18 protein-coding genes, 3 tRNA genes and 2 pseudogenes are annotated in these 19757 nt (G+C 68.3%); 3 read left to right on the plus strand and 20 right to left on the minus strand.

The features are described 5' to 3' along the window. Positions 1 to 111: 111 nt before the first annotated feature. The 11 genes and pseudogenes from LPA41_RS07090 to LPA41_RS07140 all read right to left on the minus strand — a co-directional run bounded on the left by LPA41_RS07090 (position 112) and on the right by LPA41_RS07140 (position 11582). Entirely contained in the window at positions 112 to 543 is a 432-nt protein-coding gene (locus LPA41_RS07090; RefSeq protein WP_229069143.1) for an L-threonylcarbamoyladenylate synthase, read from the minus strand. A gap of 1250 nt (positions 544 to 1793) precedes the next feature. Continuing rightward, complete coding sequence (locus LPA41_RS07095) at positions 1794 to 2549, minus strand: phytanoyl-CoA dioxygenase family protein (protein ID WP_229069144.1); 756 nt, start codon at positions 2547 to 2549, stop codon at positions 1794 to 1796. Positions 2550 to 2570: 21 nt separating this feature from the next. After that, a pseudogene (locus LPA41_RS07100) lies at positions 2571 to 3349 on the minus strand (creatininase family protein). Continuing rightward, the gene (locus LPA41_RS07105; RefSeq protein WP_229069146.1) at positions 3346 to 4137 is read right to left on the minus strand and encodes a trans-aconitate 2-methyltransferase; all 792 of its coding nucleotides are present in this window, start codon (positions 4135 to 4137) and stop codon (positions 3346 to 3348) included. The pseudogene LPA41_RS07100 and the gene LPA41_RS07105 overlap by 4 nt, the downstream one beginning before the upstream one ends. Then, positions 4134 to 5270: an HAD family hydrolase gene (locus LPA41_RS07110; protein WP_229069147.1), complete on the minus strand. Its 1137-nt coding sequence runs from the start codon at positions 5268 to 5270 to the stop codon at positions 4134 to 4136. The genes LPA41_RS07105 and LPA41_RS07110 overlap by 4 nt, the downstream gene beginning before the upstream one ends. Further along, positions 5270 to 6322, minus strand: a complete 1053-nt coding sequence (locus LPA41_RS07115) for an enolase C-terminal domain-like protein (protein ID WP_229069148.1) — start codon at positions 6320 to 6322, stop codon at positions 5270 to 5272. The genes LPA41_RS07110 and LPA41_RS07115 overlap by 1 nt, the downstream gene beginning before the upstream one ends. Continuing rightward, positions 6319 to 8367, minus strand: a complete 2049-nt coding sequence (locus LPA41_RS07120) for a hypothetical protein (protein WP_229069149.1) — start codon at positions 8365 to 8367, stop codon at positions 6319 to 6321. Before LPA41_RS07120 ends, LPA41_RS07115 begins: the two co-directional genes overlap by 4 nt. After that, positions 8364 to 9488 carry a hypothetical protein gene (locus LPA41_RS07125; protein WP_229069150.1) on the minus strand — a complete coding sequence of 375 codons (1125 nt, stop codon included), beginning with the start codon at positions 9486 to 9488 and terminating at the stop codon, positions 8364 to 8366. Before LPA41_RS07125 ends, LPA41_RS07120 begins: the two co-directional genes overlap by 4 nt. An 83-nt stretch (positions 9489 to 9571) precedes the next feature. Further along, positions 9572 to 9910: a GPP34 family phosphoprotein gene (locus LPA41_RS07130; RefSeq protein WP_229069151.1), complete on the minus strand. Its 339-nt coding sequence runs from the start codon at positions 9908 to 9910 to the stop codon at positions 9572 to 9574. Further along, positions 9907 to 10935 (minus strand): acetamidase/formamidase family protein, encoded by a 1029-nt coding sequence (locus LPA41_RS07135; protein WP_374238121.1) that lies wholly within the window; start codon positions 10933 to 10935, stop codon positions 9907 to 9909. Before LPA41_RS07135 ends, LPA41_RS07130 begins: the two co-directional genes overlap by 4 nt. Next, entirely contained in the window at positions 10932 to 11582 is a 651-nt protein-coding gene (locus LPA41_RS07140; protein ID WP_374238122.1) for an APC family permease, read from the minus strand. The genes LPA41_RS07135 and LPA41_RS07140 overlap by 4 nt, the downstream gene beginning before the upstream one ends. Positions 11583 to 11735: 153 nt before the next feature. On the opposite strand from LPA41_RS07140, the gene LPA41_RS07145 reads away from it, so the two are divergent. The 3 genes and pseudogenes from LPA41_RS07145 (at position 11736) to LPA41_RS07155 (ending at position 14076) form a co-directional block, all read left to right on the plus strand. Then, positions 11736 to 12803, plus strand: coding sequence for an asparaginase (locus LPA41_RS07145; RefSeq protein ID WP_229069153.1), 1068 nt, complete (start codon positions 11736 to 11738; stop codon positions 12801 to 12803). Beyond that, positions 12796 to 13248 (plus strand): annotated as a pseudogene (locus LPA41_RS07150) (PPC domain-containing DNA-binding protein); the annotation flags it as partial. The gene LPA41_RS07145 and the pseudogene LPA41_RS07150, both read left to right, overlap by 8 nt. A gap of 198 nt (positions 13249 to 13446) precedes the next feature. Next, entirely contained in the window at positions 13447 to 14076 is a 630-nt protein-coding gene (locus LPA41_RS07155) for a hypothetical protein (RefSeq protein WP_229069154.1), read from the plus strand. A 141-nt stretch (positions 14077 to 14217) separates the two neighbouring features. On the opposite strand, the gene LPA41_RS07160 is transcribed toward LPA41_RS07155, so the two are convergent. The 9 genes from LPA41_RS07160 to LPA41_RS07200 all read right to left on the minus strand — a co-directional run bounded on the left by LPA41_RS07160 (position 14218) and on the right by LPA41_RS07200 (position 19655). Continuing rightward, positions 14218 to 14292 (minus strand) — tRNA-Val (locus LPA41_RS07160). Between the two features lie 11 nt (positions 14293 to 14303). Further along, a tRNA-Cys gene (locus LPA41_RS07165) sits at positions 14304 to 14374 on the minus strand. 36 nt (positions 14375 to 14410) lie between these two features. Beyond that, positions 14411 to 14483 (minus strand) — tRNA-Gly (locus tag LPA41_RS07170). Positions 14484 to 14556: 73 nt separating this feature from the next. Then, entirely contained in the window at positions 14557 to 14748 is a 192-nt protein-coding gene (locus tag LPA41_RS07175) for a hypothetical protein (protein WP_229069155.1), read from the minus strand. Between the two features lie 178 nt (positions 14749 to 14926). Next, a complete protein-coding gene (locus tag LPA41_RS07180; protein WP_229069156.1) occupies positions 14927 to 15343 on the minus strand; it encodes a thioesterase family protein in 417 nt (138 codons plus the stop codon). Between the two features lie 10 nt (positions 15344 to 15353). Then, positions 15354 to 16688 carry a PEP/pyruvate-binding domain-containing protein gene (locus LPA41_RS07185; RefSeq protein WP_229069157.1) on the minus strand — a complete coding sequence of 445 codons (1335 nt, stop codon included), beginning with the start codon at positions 16686 to 16688 and terminating at the stop codon, positions 15354 to 15356. Next, positions 16685 to 17293, minus strand: a complete 609-nt coding sequence (locus tag LPA41_RS07190) for a transcriptional regulator (RefSeq protein ID WP_229069158.1) — start codon at positions 17291 to 17293, stop codon at positions 16685 to 16687. The genes LPA41_RS07185 and LPA41_RS07190 overlap by 4 nt, the downstream gene beginning before the upstream one ends. Continuing rightward, the gene (locus tag LPA41_RS07195; RefSeq protein WP_229069159.1) at positions 17290 to 18540 is read right to left on the minus strand and encodes a TetR/AcrR family transcriptional regulator; all 1251 of its coding nucleotides are present in this window, start codon (positions 18538 to 18540) and stop codon (positions 17290 to 17292) included. The genes LPA41_RS07190 and LPA41_RS07195 overlap by 4 nt, the downstream gene beginning before the upstream one ends. 26 nt (positions 18541 to 18566) lie before the next feature. After that, positions 18567 to 19655, minus strand: a complete 1089-nt coding sequence (locus LPA41_RS07200) for a S1C family serine protease (protein ID WP_229069160.1) — start codon at positions 19653 to 19655, stop codon at positions 18567 to 18569. Between the last annotated feature and the right edge of the window lie 102 nt (positions 19656 to 19757).

The following is a 19757-nucleotide window of genomic DNA, read 5'->3' on the forward strand; positions in this document are numbered from 1 at the left end:
TCCTACCGAACCCGTCACCGGCGAGAACTCCTCGCCAGAGAAACACGCGCCAACCGCTCATAACCGCAGGTCCGTGGGGTCAACTTTCCCGAACCCGCAGAGGGTCAGATTTCAGAAAGCGCTGACATCTGTGGAGAGGTTCGCGGAGGTTGCTGCGATTGGGACGGCAGCGAGGGTTGCCAGCTCACCAAGGATGCCCGGAGCAATGGTGACGAGCGCCTCTGGTGTGCCTACCGCTTGGTGGCGTTCTCCTTCCGCAGCGTCGCGCCAAGGCAGGAGTAGGGCGAGGTCGCCTGGCCAGAATGCTGCGGCAAGAAGTTCTGCCTCCTTGCCCACGGAGAAGCGCTGACGCACAGTTTCGGGGGATGGTGCGACGAATAGGAGAGACTTGTCCGGCGGCCTCTTCTTGGTGGTGAAGATGCGGGCGCAGGCGCCGGGGTTCGAGGCATCGCAGCAGAGCATGTACCAGCGTTCGGTCGGGACGACCACGAGTTCGCCAGCTTCGATGGCGCGTGCCGCGAGATCAAGGTCACTTGACGTCACTATTCGCATTAGTGGTCTCCAGCCGGGGCAAATTGTGTGATTGACACGAAGTTTTTACTTGCAAGGCATAGCCGGGCGAGCCTCAGCCAAGCCGCTGGATCGGACGTGCGCACTGCCGACGTGGACAGCTTTTCCTGGATGCTGCGATGCCTGTCATCCCAAAGGTGAATCACGGGTGTTTGAATGCGGCGCAGGGTGGTAGCGAGTTGGTCAAGTCGGACCATGAGGAGGTGCCCGGCTGGTGGCCGACGCTCTCGAACTACCAGGTCGACGGCGGCGAGCGGGATAGTGTCATCGCAGATGTGATCCAGTAACGCGAAGCCCGCACAGACTCGCGGGTTGATTTCGTGGACGGAATATGGATTGGCCGAGACGACACCGTCGGTGCCGAATGCGCCGGCATAGTCGATCCGCTGCTGCAACCGGCGTGCCGCTGCCCGGACAGCCGAGCGGGAGGCAGCCTCCTGGTCGCCGATTTGTACGGGGCGAATGACCCCGGGCGCGTAGAGACGCCAGCTACGACGATCCCAGTAGGCAAGAGCCTCGAAGGGCCGAAGTCTATTACGTGATCCGACGTGAGGAATCCGTAGTAGGTACATGGAAGGCCGGTGTTCAGGGGCGCCAGTATGATATCGGCGCAATCCTCGGTGATGCGGTCGAGCATCTGGCTGATCCTGCTACGCGAGGCATCTACTGGTAGGAGATACGTGTGACTGACGCCGATCGCGAGGAGCCCGCGCGGTACGCCTTGTATAACAGCGGGGCCATGGGCGACTTGCTCGATGATCGCCTGACGAACGTCGGTGTGGTTCTCGATTCTGAGTAGTTGACGGTCTGAAGTTGCTACTCCAAGTAGTCGATATTGGACGTCCTTTCGCTCGGCGGCGAAGTGGGACTCAAGTCGGTAGCCGAGCACCCGCCGTCCGCAGAAGTTGCGGACGGCGGTGTAGGAACCGGCATACACCAGTCCACGGCCGTCACGGTCGAGATCGTCAACCCTCCGGACGAGGGCTGCCGGCGGATCTGCCAGTAGCTGTTCCCCGGCGGCCAGACGGGACGCGAGTGGCCCCGCAGCTTCGGGAAGCACGAGCCGGTGCACGGCGGCAGCGCCGGCGTCGGCGAAGAAGTCCTCCATCCCCTGGCTGGTGGCCGCGTTGCCGGTGAGAAGTACGACGTGGCCGGAGACCAGAGGCCGCGCCATCTCCAGCGCTGCATTCCGCACAGCGCGACTCGCCTGGCCCATGGGGTGATCAGGCCGTGACGGTGCGGATGTCCGGGTATTCCAGCCAGGGGTCGCGGAGCGCGTCCAATCGTTGGCGTGCGTGCTTGGCGTGGCTGACCCGGAAGTAGGCCATGATGCGGGGCGTCGGTGAGGTGTTGCGGCCGACGGCATGGGGCACGAGGTGGTGCATGAGCAGCACGTCCCCGGGCGAGCCGAGCAGCGGGGTGCCCTGTTCGGCGTCGATGCGTGGGGGCACCTGGTCGGTCATACCGATCGACCATTCGGTCCGGAACCATTCCGCCATGTCCACATGGCCACCGGGTACGTACCGCAACGCGCCGCCGTCGGAGTCGGCGATCTCGGAGAGTACGACGCCGGCCAGAAGCGTGAAGGTTCGCAGTTCGCTGGGGTCGAGATGCGGGCAGGCTACGCCATCGATGTGCATTGCCTTCTCGGGCTGGGTGATGCCGGTGTCTGACTCGGGGACGCGGATCTGGATCTGTGCCGTGACGACCGGCTCGATCTCGGGTACGAGCGAGATCACCAGATCCGCGACGCCGGATTCGTGGAACAGGGCGAGGACGTCGTGGTCATTGCCGAGGTCGGGGGCGAAGGTGCGCTGGGTGTAGGAGCTGATGAGGGCGGGATCCATCTCGGTGCGGTACCAGCCGTCAACACTCGATCGGACGCGGTCGACGAGGCGGCCGGGGACGAAGGCACGGCGAACGACGGCGCCGTCTCGGACGAAGGCGGCCGTCTCCTGCGGAATCAGTGCGGTCTGCATGGGTCCTCCCGGGGGCGCGGATTACGGATCAGGCTTGTTCAGGCGAGCCAGGATGTCGGGGCACCGGTCGAGGGCGCTGGCGATGATCTGTTCGCCGAGTTCGGCGGTCGCTCTCCTCGCGTTGCCGCCGATGATGCCGAGCTGGGACATGGAAGGGTGGTCGGAGTTCCATGGCCACGTGGTGCCGCGATCGAGGACGAGCCGGCGGGTGCCCTCGGCATGGTTAGGGTCCGGCTCGTAGCTGTCCGGCAGACGTTCCAGGTGGACGTCGTCGGGGGCAAGCGCCAGCATCACCGATGTCTCACGGAGGCCGGCGTGGACTTCGGGTAGTTCGCTGTCTGCGCGTACGGTGGCCAGCGAGCTGGGGTGGATCACGCAGACGTTGACGTCGTGCCGTCGGTGCAGGTCGTAGATGACGGCTTCGAGGATGCCGCGGTTGCCGCCGTGCCCGTTGACGATGAGCAGGTTCCGGGCGGGCGTGGATCGGACGTATTCGCCGCAGGTGGCGTCGATGAGGTCCGTGAGCACTCTGACGGGGAGGGTGATGGTGCCCAGTCGTGCTCGGGAGACAGGCCGTACGGGATGGTGGGCAGCATCCACAGGTCGTGGCTGTCGCCGTACTGGTGGACGAGTCTGGTGGTGAATTGCTCGGCGATCACCGTGTCGGTGTGCAAGGTCAAGTGGGGGCCGTGCTGCTCGTACGAGCCGATCGGCAGGCAGAGCACCGATGCGGAGGCCAGCGCGTTGGTGATCTTGTCAGTGGTGAGCCGGCCGAATTGCCGGTCGAGGACGTGGCTCACGTCTGGCTCCGACGGCCGATGCGGATGAGGAACTCGTTCTCCTCATCGAAGGTGTCGTCGCTGCTGAATTCGGTCAGCGTGCGGGTGACGGTCGCCTCGAAGTCGGCGAGCCGATCCCCGAACAGGTGGGGAGCGGCGAACGAGGTGGAGTAGAGGTAGCCGAGGATGCTCTCGGTGGACCACACCCGCTGGACGGGCACGCGGAACTCTTCGACCTGGTTGAATGCGGACTCTTCCATGATTTCGCTGTAGGGGCGGTTGTGGTGGTTGAAGACGCCCGCGCCGGCCCGGCGTTGTTCGCCCAGGAAGTCCTGGATGACGGAGCGGACCGCGGTTTTCCAGGGGCTGGAGGCCACCCAGAAGCTGTTGTCGCCGAAGATCGCCACCGCGCCGTCTTCGGCCACCTGGGATTCGAGGCGTTGCAACACCGCGGCCTGGTCGAGCCAGTGGAACGCGCGGCAGATGGTGACCAGGTCGGCACGCCAGTCCTGCGGCGGCGTGAACTCCTCCGCGGAGAAGCGCTGCAGAACCATCCGCGTTCCTTCCGGAACCATGGGGCGCATTGCCGTCTCGGCGGACGCCAGCATGTCGGCGTCGTTGTCGATCGCGATGATGTCGTCGAATCGGGTGAGCAGCGCCTCGACGACCAGCCCAGTCCCGGTGCCGATGTCGAGCAGACGCCGGGGGTGCCGGTCTGGCACGGCAGCGGCGAGGATGTCGGCGACCTCCTGTGGGATTCCGGGGCGGTACTTGCGGTAGTGCTCGACGGTTCCAGCAAAGGTGCTCATCGGTCTCTCCCTGCGCAGATTTCCCTGACGTGTCCGGTGGCAGCGGCAAGGTCCGTTGCCACCAGAACATTGGATTTGACGGCCTCGGTCGCTTCGGGCAGGGGACGGCCCCCGGAGATCCAGATGGCGCGTGCCCCGACCCGAGTAGCCCCGAGGATGTCGCACTCCCAATCATCCCCAATATGCACCATCTGCGTAGGATCGATACGTCGCTGGGCGGCAACAGCCTCGAATGCGCGGGGGTCGGGCTTGGCGTATCCGATTCTGCTGGACGGGAAATGGTCGTTCACCCACGGCGTTAGGAGCCGCCTCAGCTGCGGCAGGTCTGCCTCCACGCACGTGACGTTCGACAGCGTCACCACCGGCAGCAGGACGCTGATCTGTTCGAGTGCGGCAGCCGCGAACGTGAACAGACGTAGCGGCGTGGCGGTCGCGTGGCGTGGAAACGCCGTGACCGGGATCCGTAGTGCCCGGCACACCTCTTCGACTACCTGATCGGTGATGGCGGGTGCCGTGTGCAGTCGTTCGCGCAGCAGCCGTACGGCGTCGCGGCGTGCCAGCGGCGACGCGGCGACCAGGGCGGCCGTGATTCCGGGGCTATCCGTGGTGCCGATCGTGCCGCCGACGTCCACCGTGACGAGCGCTGGTGCAGCGGCCGAATGATCGCCGTCGTTGCTTTCAGGTTCCTCGGCGGCAAGGCTGTCCACTGAGGCGACGGCGTCCGCGATGACGGCAATGCGGGCTTGGCGGATCGTTTCGGTGGTCGCTTCTTCCAGGAAAGTCAGCGCGTAGCGCAACTCTGCCTCGTCGAGTAGGTCGAGCGTGCGGTGCCGCCGTGAGACCTCCAAGGCGAGGTCTTCAGGAATCGTGCGGCGCCGCGACCCGTGCGACAGGTGCAGAACCCCGGAGTACGTGTCCGCGGCGCCGGCCAGGGCTGTTGCTTCCACAGGGCGCAAGACGGTCACGTCGTCGAGAGTGATGATTCGTACGGGGACTCGCTGCTGACCGATGTCCAGAACGCCGGTAAGGAAGGTGTCGTATCCGACGAGTCGTTCGGTGAGTACGACCTGCGGGGTCCCGTCGCCGTCGCTGATGGATCCCTTGATCGGCAGGCTGTGGGCGGTTGCGGGCATCAGCGTCTCCGTGGGGTCGGGCCAAGCCCAGGTGCGCTCGGCACTACTACCTGCCCGCCCTCGCATTCGAGCGGGTCGGTGAACAGGAGCTGTCGGTGGGGTTCCCATTGCAGCTGGTACTCGACGGCGGCAATCGCCTCGGGGAACGCCGCCGCGAGGTGCACCGCCGGAAGTAGCGACCGACCGTGCGGGTACACCGGCACGCTGGCCGCTGCTGCCTCGGCCACCAGCTCAGCCGCGACGGTGAGGCCGCCGCAGCCGACGACATCGATGGTGAGCGCGCCGAGGTTGGGCAACACCAGCAGCTCTTTCGAGTCGTCGCCGAGATGAAGTCGCTCGCCGAGAGCGAGGGCCGGGTACGGGCATGCCGTCGCGATATCGCTGTATCCGGTGCCGTCGTAAGACGCGAGAGGTTCTTCCAGCCAGATTATCTTCGCGTGGTCGACTTGTTCGCTGAATCTGAGCGCGAGTGCCGGGTCCCAGGTCCAGAGAGCGTCGAAGGCGGCAGGTGATCCCGTAGCCTCGGCGACTTGGTGGACGACGCCGGCCATGCGCTTGGCGTCGTCTGCGACGGGAAGGCCACGGCTACGGCGCAGGCTCCACTTGGTGAACTGCCAGTCCTGGCTGGCTATCCGCCGGATCGTCTCTGCGTCAGCGAGTTGTACGTCCAAGGTGAGCCAGGACGCGTACGCCGGGACGTGGCTCCGTGCTGTGGTGGAGAGCAGGGCTGCGACGGGTCTCTGCTCGATCCGGGCATGTAGGTCCCATATCGCGCAGTCGAGGGCGCCGACGGCCCAGGACGTGACGGCATCGCCCAGCTTCGCGGAAGCTCCGTGGAGCGCGGACAGCAGACCCGAGTGATCGGTGACGTCCGTGCCGATAGCCGAGGCCGCCAGGCTGCCGTCGAGCGCGGTGGCGGCGGCTACGCTGACCGGTCCGTACCAGCCGATCTGACCGGCAGCGTGAACAGCGACGAGGTGGCCGTCGTCTCCGGGCCCCACCAGATCTGTGCAGTCGATGATCTCGACGTTGTCGATGTTCAAGTCGTTCATGTCCGCACCGCCTGGAGGCGTTCTGCCGCAGCGCACACACCGGCGACGTCCATCCCCATCGTCTCGGCCAACTCTCGCTGGCTCATCGGCCGCTCAGGCTCGTGCCATCCGATGACCTCGACCGGTCGGCGGAGCCGATTCTCGATCAGCCCCCAGACGGCGGCCGGGTGGCCGAGCGTGACGATCAGTAGCGGCGTAGCGGAGCCGAAGTAGCGATCGCTCTCCTCCGTCGACAGGCCCACCGGCCATCTGCTGGGTTGGCCGAGGACCGTCAGGTCGTGCACGGCCACGACACGAACGCGTGTCCCGTTACGGCGGCGTATCTCCGGAACGGCCTCGCTGATCACGGCGGCTGGTAGATCGCCGACTATCACCAGGGTCAGATCGGGTTCGTCGAGGTCGCTCAGGTGAGGCCAGACGGCGAGGCCACGTCCGAGTTCTTCGTCGATCGTCTCGATCGGTCGATTCGTAACGGTGTGTTTACCCGCGAGGATGACATTCAGCTTTCCGGTCGAGCAGAGTGCGTCGTCGACGGCTGCGGCCAGCCTGCCGGGGTCGGCGGGCGTCAGCACCCGCACCGCCGGGTCGCCGGTTGCGAGCAGTGCGGTGATCAAGGAGGGGTCGCCGTGGGTGTAGACGTTGTTCCAGCCGTACGAGGTCAACAGCAGGTTCAGGCTCGGTCGGCTGGGCGATGATCCGTTGATGAGGCGGCGCTGTTTGAGTAGTTGGACGAGCCCGGTCGTCAGCAGGGGCGCGAACGCTTCGTAGGAGATGAGCAGACCGCGTCGGCCCGTGGCGGTCCAGCCGGCCAGCCAGCCCAGGAGAACCTCTTCGGCGAGGATTTCGCTGACCCATGGTTCGTCAACAAGTTCACCGAGCCGGTTGGATCCCATCTCGTCGGGACTGAATACGCGGAGGTCGCCGGTGGCAGCATGCCGCCGCAGGACCGTGGTCACCGCCTCGGAGAAGCTGCGGCCGACCTGAAGGCTTACCGACCTGGCTCTCGATACCCGGGGGCGAACGACGCGAGGGTGGGCGTCACGCCGGATCAGGTTCAGGGCGTCGGCCAGCATTCCCTTTGCCGTGCCGTCCGTGTTGAACAGTTCAGCGGGCCGGTATGAGGACAGCCAAGCGGTAAGCGCAGCGAACTGCTCGGGCCGGTGTTGCGGGTCGGCGATGGGCGTCTTGTGGGCATTCGGCGAGTTCAGGATGGGACGTCCGGATACTTCTGACGGCCCGCTCCATCCCTTGACGCATCGCAGGAAGATCACCGTGCGTGTGCCCGCGGCGGCGGCAGCCGCGGCGGCCTGGAGTGCGCGATGAAACTCTTGGTGCTCGTTGTAGCTGGCCGCGTCGACTCTCACCACGGCAGGCTTCCATCCGAGCGCGTCCGCGTATGCGCACAGGCCGGCATCGTCCATGCGGCCGAGTTGCGACGTCCGTCCCATCCGATAGCCGTTGACGTGCACCACCGGCAGGACGGGGCATGGTCCGGGCAATGCATGCGCGGCCAGCCAGGAGGCTGCGGTCGTCGGCGTCTCGCATTCGCCGTCGCCCAGAATCGGCATCACCACCCGGTCGGGAATGTCGAGCGCCATGCCCTGCGCGAACGCGAGTGCGCCTCCAAGCTGTCCGCCGAGATAGGACCCGGCCGGCAACAGCGGCGACACCTCGGCGCCGAGTCCGCCGACGTCGGGGAAGGAGCGCACCAACCGGCTGAGGCCATCGGCGTCAGGTGAGAACTGGGGCCGTATCGCGGCCAGTTCTCCGGTCAGCCAGGCCATCGCGATCTGGACGACACCCGCGTGGCCCGCGCCGAGAATGGGCATGATCTCGACGGAACCGCCGAGTGAGCCGATGGCGGCATGGCTCAGCGCGAAGGCGGTCCCGGGGACCGTTCCCCAGTGGCCAGCAGGACGGGGCTTGACCTGCTCAGGTGCCAAGGGCTCCAGCGACAACGGGTTGGAGTTCAGATGAAGCTGAGCAACGCTCACGTAGGTGACGGCCCGCCACAGAGCGTCCGCGAACCGGGCGGCATCCCTCATCTCGCGCTACCGGCTACGGTGTCGGTGATCAGCGCCTCGTCGCCGAACGTGAAGTACCACAAGGGCCGGTAGCACTCCCAAGCTACGGGGCGCAGGCCGGTCGGTCCGACACTCGTCTCGATGGCTCGGCGAGCCTCTAGGTAGAAGGCGAGGTCATCGGCGGCCGGTGCCCGCAGACCCGCCATGATCGAGTTGTGGGCTTGGTACACCTGGAAGTTCGGGAACTCGGTGATGTGCGGCGCAAGAGCGTCGATGCCCTTCGTCATTGTCGGCAGCGAATCCAGTCCGACGATGTAGGTGTAGGAAGTATCAAGGCCGGCGCGGCGGGCCAGCGCCAACAGATCCGGCATCTGCTCCACGAGCAGGGTGGCTTTGCTCGCCTTCAGCATCAGGTCACGCCGGGTGAAGCACTCGGCGGTCAGCCGCAGAACGAACGGCGCAACATCTGCGGCGATCTGCTCGAATGCCTCGCCACTGCGGATGACCGAGGTGAGGAATCCGATCCGGGCCGAAATCCTATGACGAGAGCAAGCTGCCCGCAGCGCGACCAGGTGCTCGACAGCTGCCTGCTCCCGCTCGAAGCAGCCGGTGGATACCGTCACCTCCGCCAGTTCGGCGAGGCTTCGTCGGGGATGCTGCTCAACGAGCGCCGCGAACAGTTCATCCAGAGCTCTGTCCTCGGCCAGGCGCGGATCAGCTGCGGCTTCGAGCGTGTTGGGGCAGAAAGCGCAACCTGTGCAACGACTGCGTGCGTTCGGGTTGAGCGTGGCCGCCCGCCCACCGTCGCGGAAATAGCCTCCCACCGCCTCGTCGGCATCGATGCGCTCGACGTGCCCGATCAGCCGGCCCTGGATGACCAGGTCTTCGCCGGACAGCTCGAACGGTGACTCCTGAGCGTTGAGCGGCACGATGACCTGCCAGGCGACGCTGGGCTCGCTGACGAGGCGCACCGCGACCCTCGCCCGGCGCCGATCCTGATCTGATGAGATTCCGTACAGGTTGATGGCGATCAGTAGCACGTCCTCAAGGGGCACCCGGTGCTCCATGGCGAGCCGTTCGATGTTTCGGATGTCAGCTACCGGGTTGCCGAGCGGTCGGAAGTTGCGTGTTACGGGCACCATCGCTGCTCCCCATCTAGTCGCGAACCGGCCGATTTCTTCGTAGATCCGAGCGGGCATCTTCTCTGGCGCCGGGAGGACGATCCCTAGTCCAGGCGACGCGATACTTGCAGGACAATTAATTTCGCTTTTCGCAGCGCCATTCCCCCTTGAATTGACTGCGACCGGCCGGGCTGGCGTTGCCATTGACGGCGGAAGTCGTCGTAGTGATAGCCGACCGCGACGTACTCCTTGAACGCAAGTTCGAGCGGGAGGGCGCCGGCCAGACCGAGTTCGAGGGACTGCTGGTTGATCAGCAGGTTGCCAGTGTCATCGTCGTGGGCGAGTAGATACAGCTCAGCGTGCAGAGGCAGGACGCCGCGTGGGTCGAGTCGAAAGGTGGTAGGCACGGGGTTGGCCTTGTCAGCAGTCGCGAACATGGTCATGGCGCGCCGGTCCCGGTGGCATCGGGGTGCGGCGTGGCGCGTAGCCGCTCGTGGGTGCCGCCGTAGAGGTCAGCGCCTCGGAGAAGGTGTTTGGGAAGGCTGGCGAGCATGGTGTAGTTCGGATCTACGACGTTGCCGACCGGTGCGGTGCCGGCCTGCGCGACGAGCTGGTAGGCCTCGAGGGTGTCGAGGCCAGTCAGTTGGGCGGTCCAGCCGACCAGATCGTGTTGGCTGATCCGGAACGCGTCTTCGAGAGGGCGGGCACAGCCCACGGACATGATCGCGTTATCGGACTCGATCCGCGGCCACAGCGTCGGCACGCCTTTGATCACTTCGATGGCGATGGTGGTCGTCATGGCGACCTCGACCGCGACCCCGCTGGACTCTCCTTGGCCCTGGCGAGCGTGTCCGTCGCCGAGGCCGAGCATCGCTCCGTGCATGTTGACGCCGAGGTAAAGGGTGGTGCCGGCGCGTAGCTCCGGGGTGTCCATGTTCCCGCCGTGGGCGTCGCAGGTAATGGTGCTGCGGGTTTCGAAGGCGGCCGGGGCGACACCGACAGTGCCGTGCATCGCGTCCAGCGGCAGGTCCGCTGTGAAGTCTGAGTTGCGGGCGCGGTAGCGCACCAGTCCGGCCTCGGCGTCGATGTCGTAGAGCCAGACACGCTCCTCCAACGGCGGTTGCAGGGCGGCCGTGTGGGAGGTGGACGTGAGCGCCTCGAAATGCGGGAACGTGCTGGAGACCCCGGTCTTGCGGGCAGGCACGATCGACAGAAAATGGACGGCAAGGGTATCCCCGGGCTCCGTGTCCTCGATGAAGAACGGCCCGGCGACCGGGTTCAGGTATGGAAACGTGCAGACCTGGCTCGGAAGGTCGTCGACGGTGGTGACGGCGCCGCCGAAGCAGTCCTCGGTGAACAGCGTCAGCACGTCGCCGGAGCGTAGGCTTGCCACCGGCGGGACCCCGCCGAACGTGTAGGACAGGTCCTTTGCCGTCGGGGTGTACGTGTGTTCTCCCATGAGCGTCACACCTCCTGACGTGCCGGGGTCGCCGGCTGTGACACGGGCGCGAAGCCGGATAGCTCCGGTCGACGCCCGGCCAGGTACAGACCGATGAGCACCAGGACGCCGAGGCCGATCCACACAAACCCGAGGCGCTGGGCGGCGACGTTCGCGTTCCAGACCACGAACCCGAGGATCGTCGCGCCGACCAGCGGCATGAGCAGGTGGGCGACCAGGTTGCGGCTGCGCTTGCGGATGACGTGGTAGACGATCACCGACAGGTGCAGCAGCAGGAACGCGGTCAACGCCCCGAAGTTGATCAGACTCGACAGCAGGGCGAGCCCGTCGCCGCGCTGGTTCATGTAGATGCCGAGCGCGAGCGAGACCGCGGCGACGAGCCAGATCGCGTTGCGCGGCACGTTGCGCTTGCGGGACACCTTCGCCAGAAACACCGGGAGTTGCTTGTCGCGGGCCATCGCGTACAGCAGCCGGGAGATCGCGACCTGCGCGACCATCGAGTCCGGTAGGGGGACTACGGCGAGATCGCCGCTTACACCGGAGCGCACTCCGCCATCACAGGCCCGTCCACCGGCCGTCGACTCCGGATGCTGGCCGACTACCTGGAACTGGACTGGGCGTGGCTCGTCGAACGCTGCCGACAGCTGGGCGAGCACGGATGCAGCGGATTTGCCGCGCCCCGAAGCCGACTACTTTCTGTCGCAGGCGTTGACCGTGCCTGCCAGTACGTGGGCGAAGTCGGCATGATCAGCCGATAGGCTCCGATTATCCGTTCCTTGAGGTGGAGGACAGCCACTGTGGGTGTTGAGATGCCCAAGCCACGCCGAGTCCTGGTGGTCAGCCTGGGCGGCACGATCACGATGACCGCCGCAGCGAGTGGCGGTGTCGTCCCCGCTCTTGCAGCACATGACCTGCTGGCGGCAGTTCCGGGACTTGCGGACCTCGACGTCGCTGTCGAGACCGGCGACTTCCGGCGACTACCGGGGGCGTCACTGTCCCTGGCGGACGTCACGGCGCTGTCCCGGCTGGTGCGCCAGCACCTCGCCGATGGTGTCGACGGCGTGGTCGTGGTGCAGGGCACCGACACCATCGAGGAGACCGCCTACCTGCTCGACCTGTACCACCCCGGGCCGGAACCGGTCGTGGTCACCGGCGCGATGCGCAACCCGACCCTGGCCGGGGCTGATGGGCCGGCGAACCTGCTCGCCGCCGTCCAGACCGCCGCCAGCCAGACCGCCCGCGGCCTGGGCTGTCTGGTCGTGTTCGCCGACGAGATCCATGCTGCCCGGCGCGTCCGCAAGACCCACTCGACAGCGGGGTCCACGTTCCAATCCCCGAACGGCGGGCCGCTCGGCTACCTGGTCGAAGGCCAACCTCGGCTCCTCAACCGGCTCGGCTCTCGTCATGTCGTCCCGCTGCCCGGCGACCGGCCGCGCCCCCGGGTGGTGCTGCTAACGATCAGCCTCGGCGACGACGGCGTCCTGCTGGACGGCCTCGCTGACCGGGCCGACGGTGCGGTGATCGCCGGGTTCGGCGTGGGCCACGTCCCACAGGATCTCGTTCCGACGCTGGCGGATCTTGCCGACCGGATTCCGGTTGTGCTGGCCAGCCGGACCGGCGCCGGACCGGTGCTGACCGCGACCTACGGCTTCCCCGGCTCGGAACGGGATCTGCTGAGCAGAGGACTCGTCCCCGCCGGATTCCTCAACCCGTACAAGGCCCGCATCCTGCTGAACGCGTTGCTTGCCGCTGGAGCCGATCAGAAGACGGTCACTGCGGCGATCGCCGCAGCCGGCGGCTGCGGCGACCCCGAGGCGTGGCCGTGGGCGACCGGCGCCGACAGCACACCGGCGAAGCCGGAGGTTCAGGGTGCGTAGTCAGCAGGTCGACATCGGCCGGAGCTTCGTCGTCGTGTTCGACCACGGCGACGACTTCTTCACCGCCCTCGCCGATTTCTGCCGCGCCAACAACGTCCGGCACGGGATCATCCCCACCTTCATCGCCGGATTCTCGCAGGTCGAGGTCGTCGGCACCTGCGCGAAACTTGACAATCCACAGGCCCCGGTCTGGTCCGCCGTCCACCTGAGCAACGTCGAGGCCCTCGGCGGGGGCACCATCGCCTACGACGAAACAGAGCAGCGGATCCTGCCGCACATCCACGTGTCCGTCGGGCTCAAGGAGCACAGCGCCACCGCGCACACTAGCCACCTGCTGTCGGCCGCCGTCCAGTTCCTCACCGAGATGTACCTCGTCGAAGTCTCCCGGCCGGCCCTGCACCGAGAGCGCGATCCCAACCTCTACGACGTCCCGCTCCTGCGTTTCGACACTGCGAAAATTGAGGAGCGGCAATCTCCTGGGTCGGCTCAAGCAGCCACGGAACAGAGACCTGCCGCGCCAATCGACCATTGGCAGATAGGCCATCATGGGGGGTGGGCCGCATGAGGCGCCACCCTGTGCCAGGCCAGAGCCACCCGAAGAATCCCATCGGCTGCTTTCCGACGTGCGGAGGATGGTGCCACGGTGAACCAAGGCAAGCCGGAGCCCAATTCGCTACTGATGCAGGCGCGACGCTGGCGGCCGTCTCCGTCCGGGTCAGGGCGGCCGATGTCGCGGCAGGAACTCGCCGAGGCCATCAACCTCTACCTCTGGCAGCACCACCAGATCGTCCACCAGTGGGACGAGACAGACATCGGCCGACTGGAGCGCGGCGAGAATCGCTGGCCCGGCAGACGACGCCGGGAGGCATTCCGCGCGGTCCTGCAGGTGGCAGCCGACCATGAGATCGGCTTCTACATCAGGCGCTCATCAACCGCCACATCCGCCCACGGCCAAGCCACCGGCAAGGTCCACGAAGAACTCGACGCCACCAAACGTCAGCTCAAAGAAGCGTCGATCGCCATCGACCGCTACCTCACCGCATTCGAGCGTGGAACCTTCGACGACCAGGACCCCCGACGTCAAAGCCCGCCTGGTCGATCTACGCAAACAGACCAAACAACTCCGAGCCGACAAGGCTCGCCTCGAATTCGAGCTCGACCAAACCCCCGGCCGGCCCCTCTCCCGAAGAACTCGCGCTGCTCCGAGGCCAGATCACCGAGATCATCCGATCGGGCGGGCACCGGGCCAGGAAGGCACTCTTCGAAGCCCTGATCGAGGACATCGAGATCCAGTCGGACGACAGCGTCATCCCGAGGTTCCGCATCCCGACCACGAGAGACGACGAAGGGCTGACCCTGGAGTCAGCCCTTGATCAAAATCAGCCGGACGGTGCGGTTCGCGCACTGCCAACTTTGGTGGGCGATACTGGGATCGAACCAGTGACCTCTTCCGTGTCAAGGAAGCGCGCTCCCGCTGCGCCAATCGCCCTCACTACTGCGAGGTGGAGACGGGATTTGAACCCGTGTACACGGCTTTGCAGGCCGTTGCCTCGCCTCTCGGCCACTCCACCGAGGCGGCCGATGCAAGCTCGCAACAGCCCTCTCCGAGCGGACGACGGGATTCGAACCCGCGACCCTCACCTTGGCAAGGTGATGCGCTACCAGCTGCGCTACGTCCGCACGCCCCCGGAAACTTTCCCCGGCGACGGATGAACCTTAGCTGAGCCCTGCCACCGATGACAAAGCGGGGCCCTCAGTGTGGGTCGCCGAGGACCCGGCGGACCTCGGCGACGAGCTCGGACTGGAAGGCGGCGAGGCTGCCGTCGGTGACTCCGACGCGGTAGTCGGCGCCGGTTTCCGGGTGGTCGGCCTGCTGCTGGTCGTGGTGGCGGGCGGCGCCGTCGGCGTGACCGGCGGTATACGCCTGCAAAGAATCGTCGAACATCGGGACAATCTCGCACTTCAAGCCCGGCTCGGACACCGGCCGGGCAGGGGATGCGAGGGGTACGGGCGGACGCCCCGCCCACCCGGCGGACGGCGACGACCTGCCGTCCCGGCGGCCGCCGGTGCCGGACGGGTGAGGGACTACCGGACGGGTGAGGGACTACAGGACGGGTGAGGGACTACAGGCCCAGCAGGGCGGGCTCGTCGGCCAGTGACCGGAGGCGGTCGGCGGGGGCCGGCACGAGACGGCGGGTGGTGCGGTCGAGCAGCCCCGCCGTTCCGGTGACGACCGCGACAGCGGTGCCGTCGATCCGGGTGAAGTCCTGCTCGACCCGGAACGTCTTGCCCGTACCCCAGATGAACCGGCAGCTGACGTCGACCTCGTCACCGGCTCGCAGCTCTTTCAGGTAGCGGATCGTGGTCTCCAGGACGACCGGGCCGATCCCGCCGCCGACCAGCACGTCCGGTGTCACCCCGGCGGCGATGAAGCACTGCCATCGGGCGTGTTCCCCGTACTGCAGGTAGACGGCCTGGTTGACGTGTCCCTGGATGTCGAGTTCGTATCCGCGTACCGCGATCCGCGCCTGGAAGACCATCGCTCGATGGTCACACAGGGGGGTCGGCTCCGGGGGGTGCCGCCCACTCCAGCAGCCGGCGCAGGTGATCGTCCGCCGCGCCGCTCGTCACTGCCGCCTCGCCGAGCACGATCTCGCCGCTGCTGCCGTCGATCGTGACGACGGTGCCCTCGGGGTAGGAGTGCTCGCCCACCCGTACCCGGGAAGCCGGCAGATCGACGGAAAGTCCGGCCTGCACCACCGCGGGTTTTCCCATCGCCCGTGCGACAACTGCCGCATGGCTGGTGGGCCCGCCGAGGACCGTGACGACTCCGGCGGCCGCCGCCAATCCGTGCATGTCGAGCGGTGAGGTGTGCGGCCTGACCAGCACCACCGGTCCGTGCGCGGCCATCTGCGCGGCGTGGTCCGCGGTCAGCGCGATGCGGCCGCAGGCCACACCGGGGCTGGCGCCCCGGCCTCTGGCGATCAGGTCGGAGCCGTTGCCGGTTCTGCTGATGGTGGGCGTACGGGCGGAGCGGACATGCCGTGGGCTCACCCGCCGCACCGCCTCCCGCCGCTCGATGAGCCCCGCGTCGGCGAGGTCGACGGCGACCCGCACCGCCGCCCGCCCGGCCAGCCCGCCCGGCCGCACCTGGAGGAACCACAGCGACCCGGATTCGACCGTGAACTCGACGTGGCAGGCGTCCCGGTGGTGGACCTCCAGCCGGTCGAGGGCCGCCCGCAGCGCCGCCCGCACCGGCTCGGGCAGCACGGTCAGCGGTTCGGTGGGCCGTTCCCCCGAGACCACGGCGTCACCGCGCGCCTGCCGGACGATCTCGCCGTAGAGTTCCGGCTCCCCGGTGTTGGGGTCCCGGCCGAACGCGACGCCGGAGCAGCTCCGCTCGTCTCTGTCGCCGTGCACCATGGCCTGCACGATCACCGAGGTGCCGAGGTCGTGCGGGATGCCGTGCACCTCACGGTAGGTGACGGCGCGCGGGCTGTCCCACGACCCGACGACCGTGGCGACCGCCCGGTGCAGCGCGTCCCGGGTGCCGACGCCGAGGACGGTGCTCATCATGCCGGGCATCGAGACGGCCGCACCGGACCGTACCGAAACGAGCAACCCCTCCCCTCCCCCGCCGCCCGTGCCGCCTCCCGCGTCGTCTTCCGTGCCGCCTCGCGCGCCGCCTCCCGCGGCGCCGAAGTGCAGCCCGGTGGCCGTCTCGAGGGCCCGGACGCCGTCCGCCAGCTCAGCGGCCAGCCCGTCCGTGACCAGCCCGTCAGTCACGCCGGCCCGGCACTCCGCGGGGCCGATCGCGAACCAGGGCGGCACGGGCAGGCCCAGCTCCCGCAGCACCCGGAGGCCGCGCTCCTTGCCGCTGATCATCGCGGGATCCCGAGCGTCGCCAGCAGGTCCTCGTGCAGCTGGAACCAGACCGAGTGGTACGAATCCATGCCGTCCGCCAGCCACTCCAGGTCACCGGCCCGGACCCGGCCGAGGGCCGCACCGAGCCGATCCGGGTACCGCCCGAACCGGGGCAGCGCCGCGGCCAGTTCCGCGCACACCGTCGTGGCCCGCCGGTGCAGGTCGTCGACCCGGGCCAGCACGCGCGCGTCGTACCCGGCGTCGCCGTGATCGTTGACCTCGCCGACCCCGTCGGTGACGCGCATCTGCCAGGCCGAGCAGAGGTCCAGCAGTTCCGGGTTGAGCACCAGGAACCGTTCGAAGGCCGCCGTCACCGCGGGCCGGGCCCCACCCCCGTCCAGCTCGGCGGCGATCCGCTCGGCGTCCGCCGCCCGGCCGGCGTCGGTCAGACCCCAACCACCGAAGGCGCCAGGGGTACGGGTGACCAGCCCCGCCACCGCCAGGTCGATCAACTCGGACTCGGTCTCCGGTTCGCCGAGCCCGGCGGCGCGGGCCACCCGGGCCAGTTCCGCGAACCCGATGCAGCGCAGCGTGTGCAGGACGAGCAGGTCGGCCGGGGTGCTCACGACGCCACCGCCACGGCGTGCCCGGCACCCCGGCCGCTCGCGCGGGCAACGATCACGCCGCCCCGGACGCGAACCGCCACCTCCGTGCCGTCGCCCGGCTCCGCACAGACCACCGCGGCCACCTCACCCCGGTCGTCGAGCACAAGCTGGAACCACCTGTCCCCCGCCGGAACCGCCGGCCCGCCCGGCGGAACAACAACCGGAAGCGTCGGCCCGGCCGGCGGAACAGCGGCCGGACGCACGTCGGCCGCCCGTTCACCAGGCGGCCGGGCTCGCGGGCCGGTAAGGCAGCTGAGCAGGATGGTCAGCCGGAGCCGGACCAGCGCGCCGGTTTCGGCCGGGTCGCCGGTCACCGCGGCCACGGTGATCGTGTCGCCGGGGCGGGCCGCGCGGACCGCTTCCTCGGCCGCGCTCAGCCGGCCCGAGCCGAGCACCACCACGAGCCCGTCGGCGCGGAGGTCGGCGGCACGGCCGGTGAGTTCGTCGGTCAGGCCGGTGGGCGCGGTCCAGGTCTCGCCGGACGGCTGGGCCGGTTCGACGAAGGCCAGGTGCGGCGGATCCCAGCTGTCCGGCAGGTCGATGGCGGTGAGGTGACGGCAGGCCCGCACCACGTCGAACGGGTCACCGAAGCCGGGCGCGGAGCGGGCCAGCTCGGCCGCGCCGTGCAGCAGGGCGAGGATCAGCTCGGCAAGGCGAACCCGCCGCCCCGGCGCAGAACCGGCCCGTTCCAGGGCCAGGGCCAGCAGCAAGGCCTCCAGGCGGGTCAGCTCGGCCGACGCGGTCCGGCCCGGCTCGTCGTCGAAGACCCCGGCCAGCGACGCCGACCGGAGGCGGGCGCCGGCCGCGGTGTCCCCGGCCAGGGGCAGCCGGTCGAGCCAGGCGCGGGCGACGGACTCCGCCACCTCGGCCGGCCCGGCCAGCGACGGGCCTGCGAAAGGCAGGCCGGCGAAAGGCAGATCGGCGGAAGGCAGGTCGCCAGGAAACAGGTGGCCGGAGGGCGACAGGGTCGGCGCCCGGAGATGGCTCGCGGCCTCGAGCAGCACCGCGAGGTAGAGCTGTCGCTTGCCGGCGAAGTTGGAGTAGACCGCGCCGCGGGTGAGGTCGGCGCGCTCGGCGATCCGGTCGACCTTGGCGTCGGTGTAGCCGTGTTCGCCGAATTCGTCGCGCGCTGCGGCCAGGACGGCGGATCGGGTGCGGGCCTGCTGTTCTGACCTGGTGAGCCGGACCATGGCGCTCAGGATACGCACATCATCCGGATGTTGTGAACATCTGATCAGCGCTGGGCGCCCAGTTCGACCTTCACGTCGGCGGTCTTGCCGTCCCTGGTGAGGCCCGCCGTGACCGTGTCTCCGGGTCGTTTGATCATGGTTACCGCGGCCACGTCGTTGGTGGTGGTGATCGGTTCGCCGTCGATCGCGGTGACGATGTCGCCGGGTCGCAGGCCGGCCTGTGCCGCGGGGCTGCCGGGCGCGACCGACCGGACGTACACGCCGCCCGGCTGGCCCTGCACCGGAGGCACCGTGACCACGTCGAAGCCGAAGTAGGCGTGCGTCACCGTCCCGTTCTCGATGATCTGGTCGGCGACCGACTTCGCCAGATCGACGGGGATGGCGAAGCCCAGCCCGATGTCACCGGCGCTGCCGCCGCCGGAGGCGTCCGGGACGCTGGCGCCGGCCGACGGCACCCCGATCAGCTCGGCCGCGCAGTTGACGAGCGCGCCGCCGCTGTTGCCCGGATTGATCGCGGCGTCGGTCTGCACCGCGGAGACCAGCAGCGCCGTCCCGCCGTCGTCGCCGGGCACCTCGATCGTGCGGTCCAGCGCGCTCACGATGCCGGCGGTGACCGTGTTGGAGAGCCCCAGCGGGGCGCCGAGAGCCACCACCGGCTGACCGACCTGCACGTCCTCGGAGCGTCCGAGTGGGATGACCGGCAGGTCGGCCTGCCCGTCGACCTTGATCACCGCGAGGTCCGCCTGGGGATCGCGGCCGGTGATCGTGGCGGGGACGCTGCGGCCGTCGTTGAAGAGCACGGCCACCTGGCCACCGTTCGCGGCCACCGAGATCACGTGGTTGTTGGTGAGGATGTACCCGTCGCCGCGGATGACCTCGCCCGACCCGGTGCCGGCGCCGGCCTCACCGGAGGCCGAGATGGTCACCACCGAGGGCAGCGCCTTGGCGGCCACCTCGGTCGCGGCGCAGGTCTGTGCGGTGCCCGGCAGCGGCGCCGACGAGGCCTCGCTCCCGGTCGCGGACGGCTGCTCGCCGGCCGACACCACCGCGCCGCCCACCACGGCACCGAGCACGGCGGCCAGCGCCATACCGACCCACGTCATCCAGCCGACGCTGCCCCTGGCGATCTCCATGGCCCACCGTCCTCGCGACCTCGCGGCCCGGTCCGGCGGACCTGGCACCTGGTTCAGCGAAGACGACCGGGGCCGCCGGCACATCCTCCGCGGAGAATGAGC

The sequence above is a fragment of the Actinoplanes sp. DH11 genome, from assembly GCF_020873875.1.
Lineage (GTDB): Bacteria > Actinomycetota > Actinomycetes > Mycobacteriales > Micromonosporaceae > Actinoplanes.

Bases quoted from the DNA above. Each gene is read 5' to 3' on its own strand.
- LPA41_RS07120 (WP_229069149.1), bottom strand. From the start codon at position 8,367: ATGAGGGATGCCGCCCGGTTCGCGGACGCTCTGTGGCGGGCCGTCACC.
- LPA41_RS07180 (WP_229069156.1), bottom strand. From the start codon at position 15,343: ATGGTCTTCCAGGCGCGGATCGCGGTACGCGGATACGAACTCGACATC.
- LPA41_RS07115 (WP_229069148.1), bottom strand. From the start codon at position 6,322: ATGAACGACTTGAACATCGACAACGTCGAGATCATCGACTGCACAGAT.
- LPA41_RS07130 (WP_229069151.1), bottom strand. From the start codon at position 9,910: ATGACCATGTTCGCGACTGCTGACAAGGCCAACCCCGTGCCTACCACC.
- LPA41_RS07185 (WP_229069157.1), bottom strand. From the start codon at position 16,688: ATGATCAGCGGCAAGGAGCGCGGCCTCCGGGTGCTGCGGGAGCTGGGC.
- LPA41_RS07110 (WP_229069147.1), bottom strand. From the start codon at position 5,270: ATGCCCGCAACCGCCCACAGCCTGCCGATCAAGGGATCCATCAGCGAC.
- LPA41_RS07095 (WP_229069144.1), bottom strand. From the start codon at position 2,549: ATGCAGACCGCACTGATTCCGCAGGAGACGGCCGCCTTCGTCCGAGAC.
- LPA41_RS07105 (WP_229069146.1), bottom strand. From the start codon at position 4,137: ATGAGCACCTTTGCTGGAACCGTCGAGCACTACCGCAAGTACCGCCCC.
- LPA41_RS07200 (WP_229069160.1), bottom strand. From the start codon at position 19,655: ATGGAGATCGCCAGGGGCAGCGTCGGCTGGATGACGTGGGTCGGTATG.
- LPA41_RS07145 (WP_229069153.1), top strand. From the start codon at position 11,736: ATGCCCAAGCCACGCCGAGTCCTGGTGGTCAGCCTGGGCGGCACGATC.
- LPA41_RS07125 (WP_229069150.1), bottom strand. From the start codon at position 9,488: ATGGTGCCCGTAACACGCAACTTCCGACCGCTCGGCAACCCGGTAGCT.
- LPA41_RS07175 (WP_229069155.1), bottom strand. From the start codon at position 14,748: ATGTTCGACGATTCTTTGCAGGCGTATACCGCCGGTCACGCCGACGGC.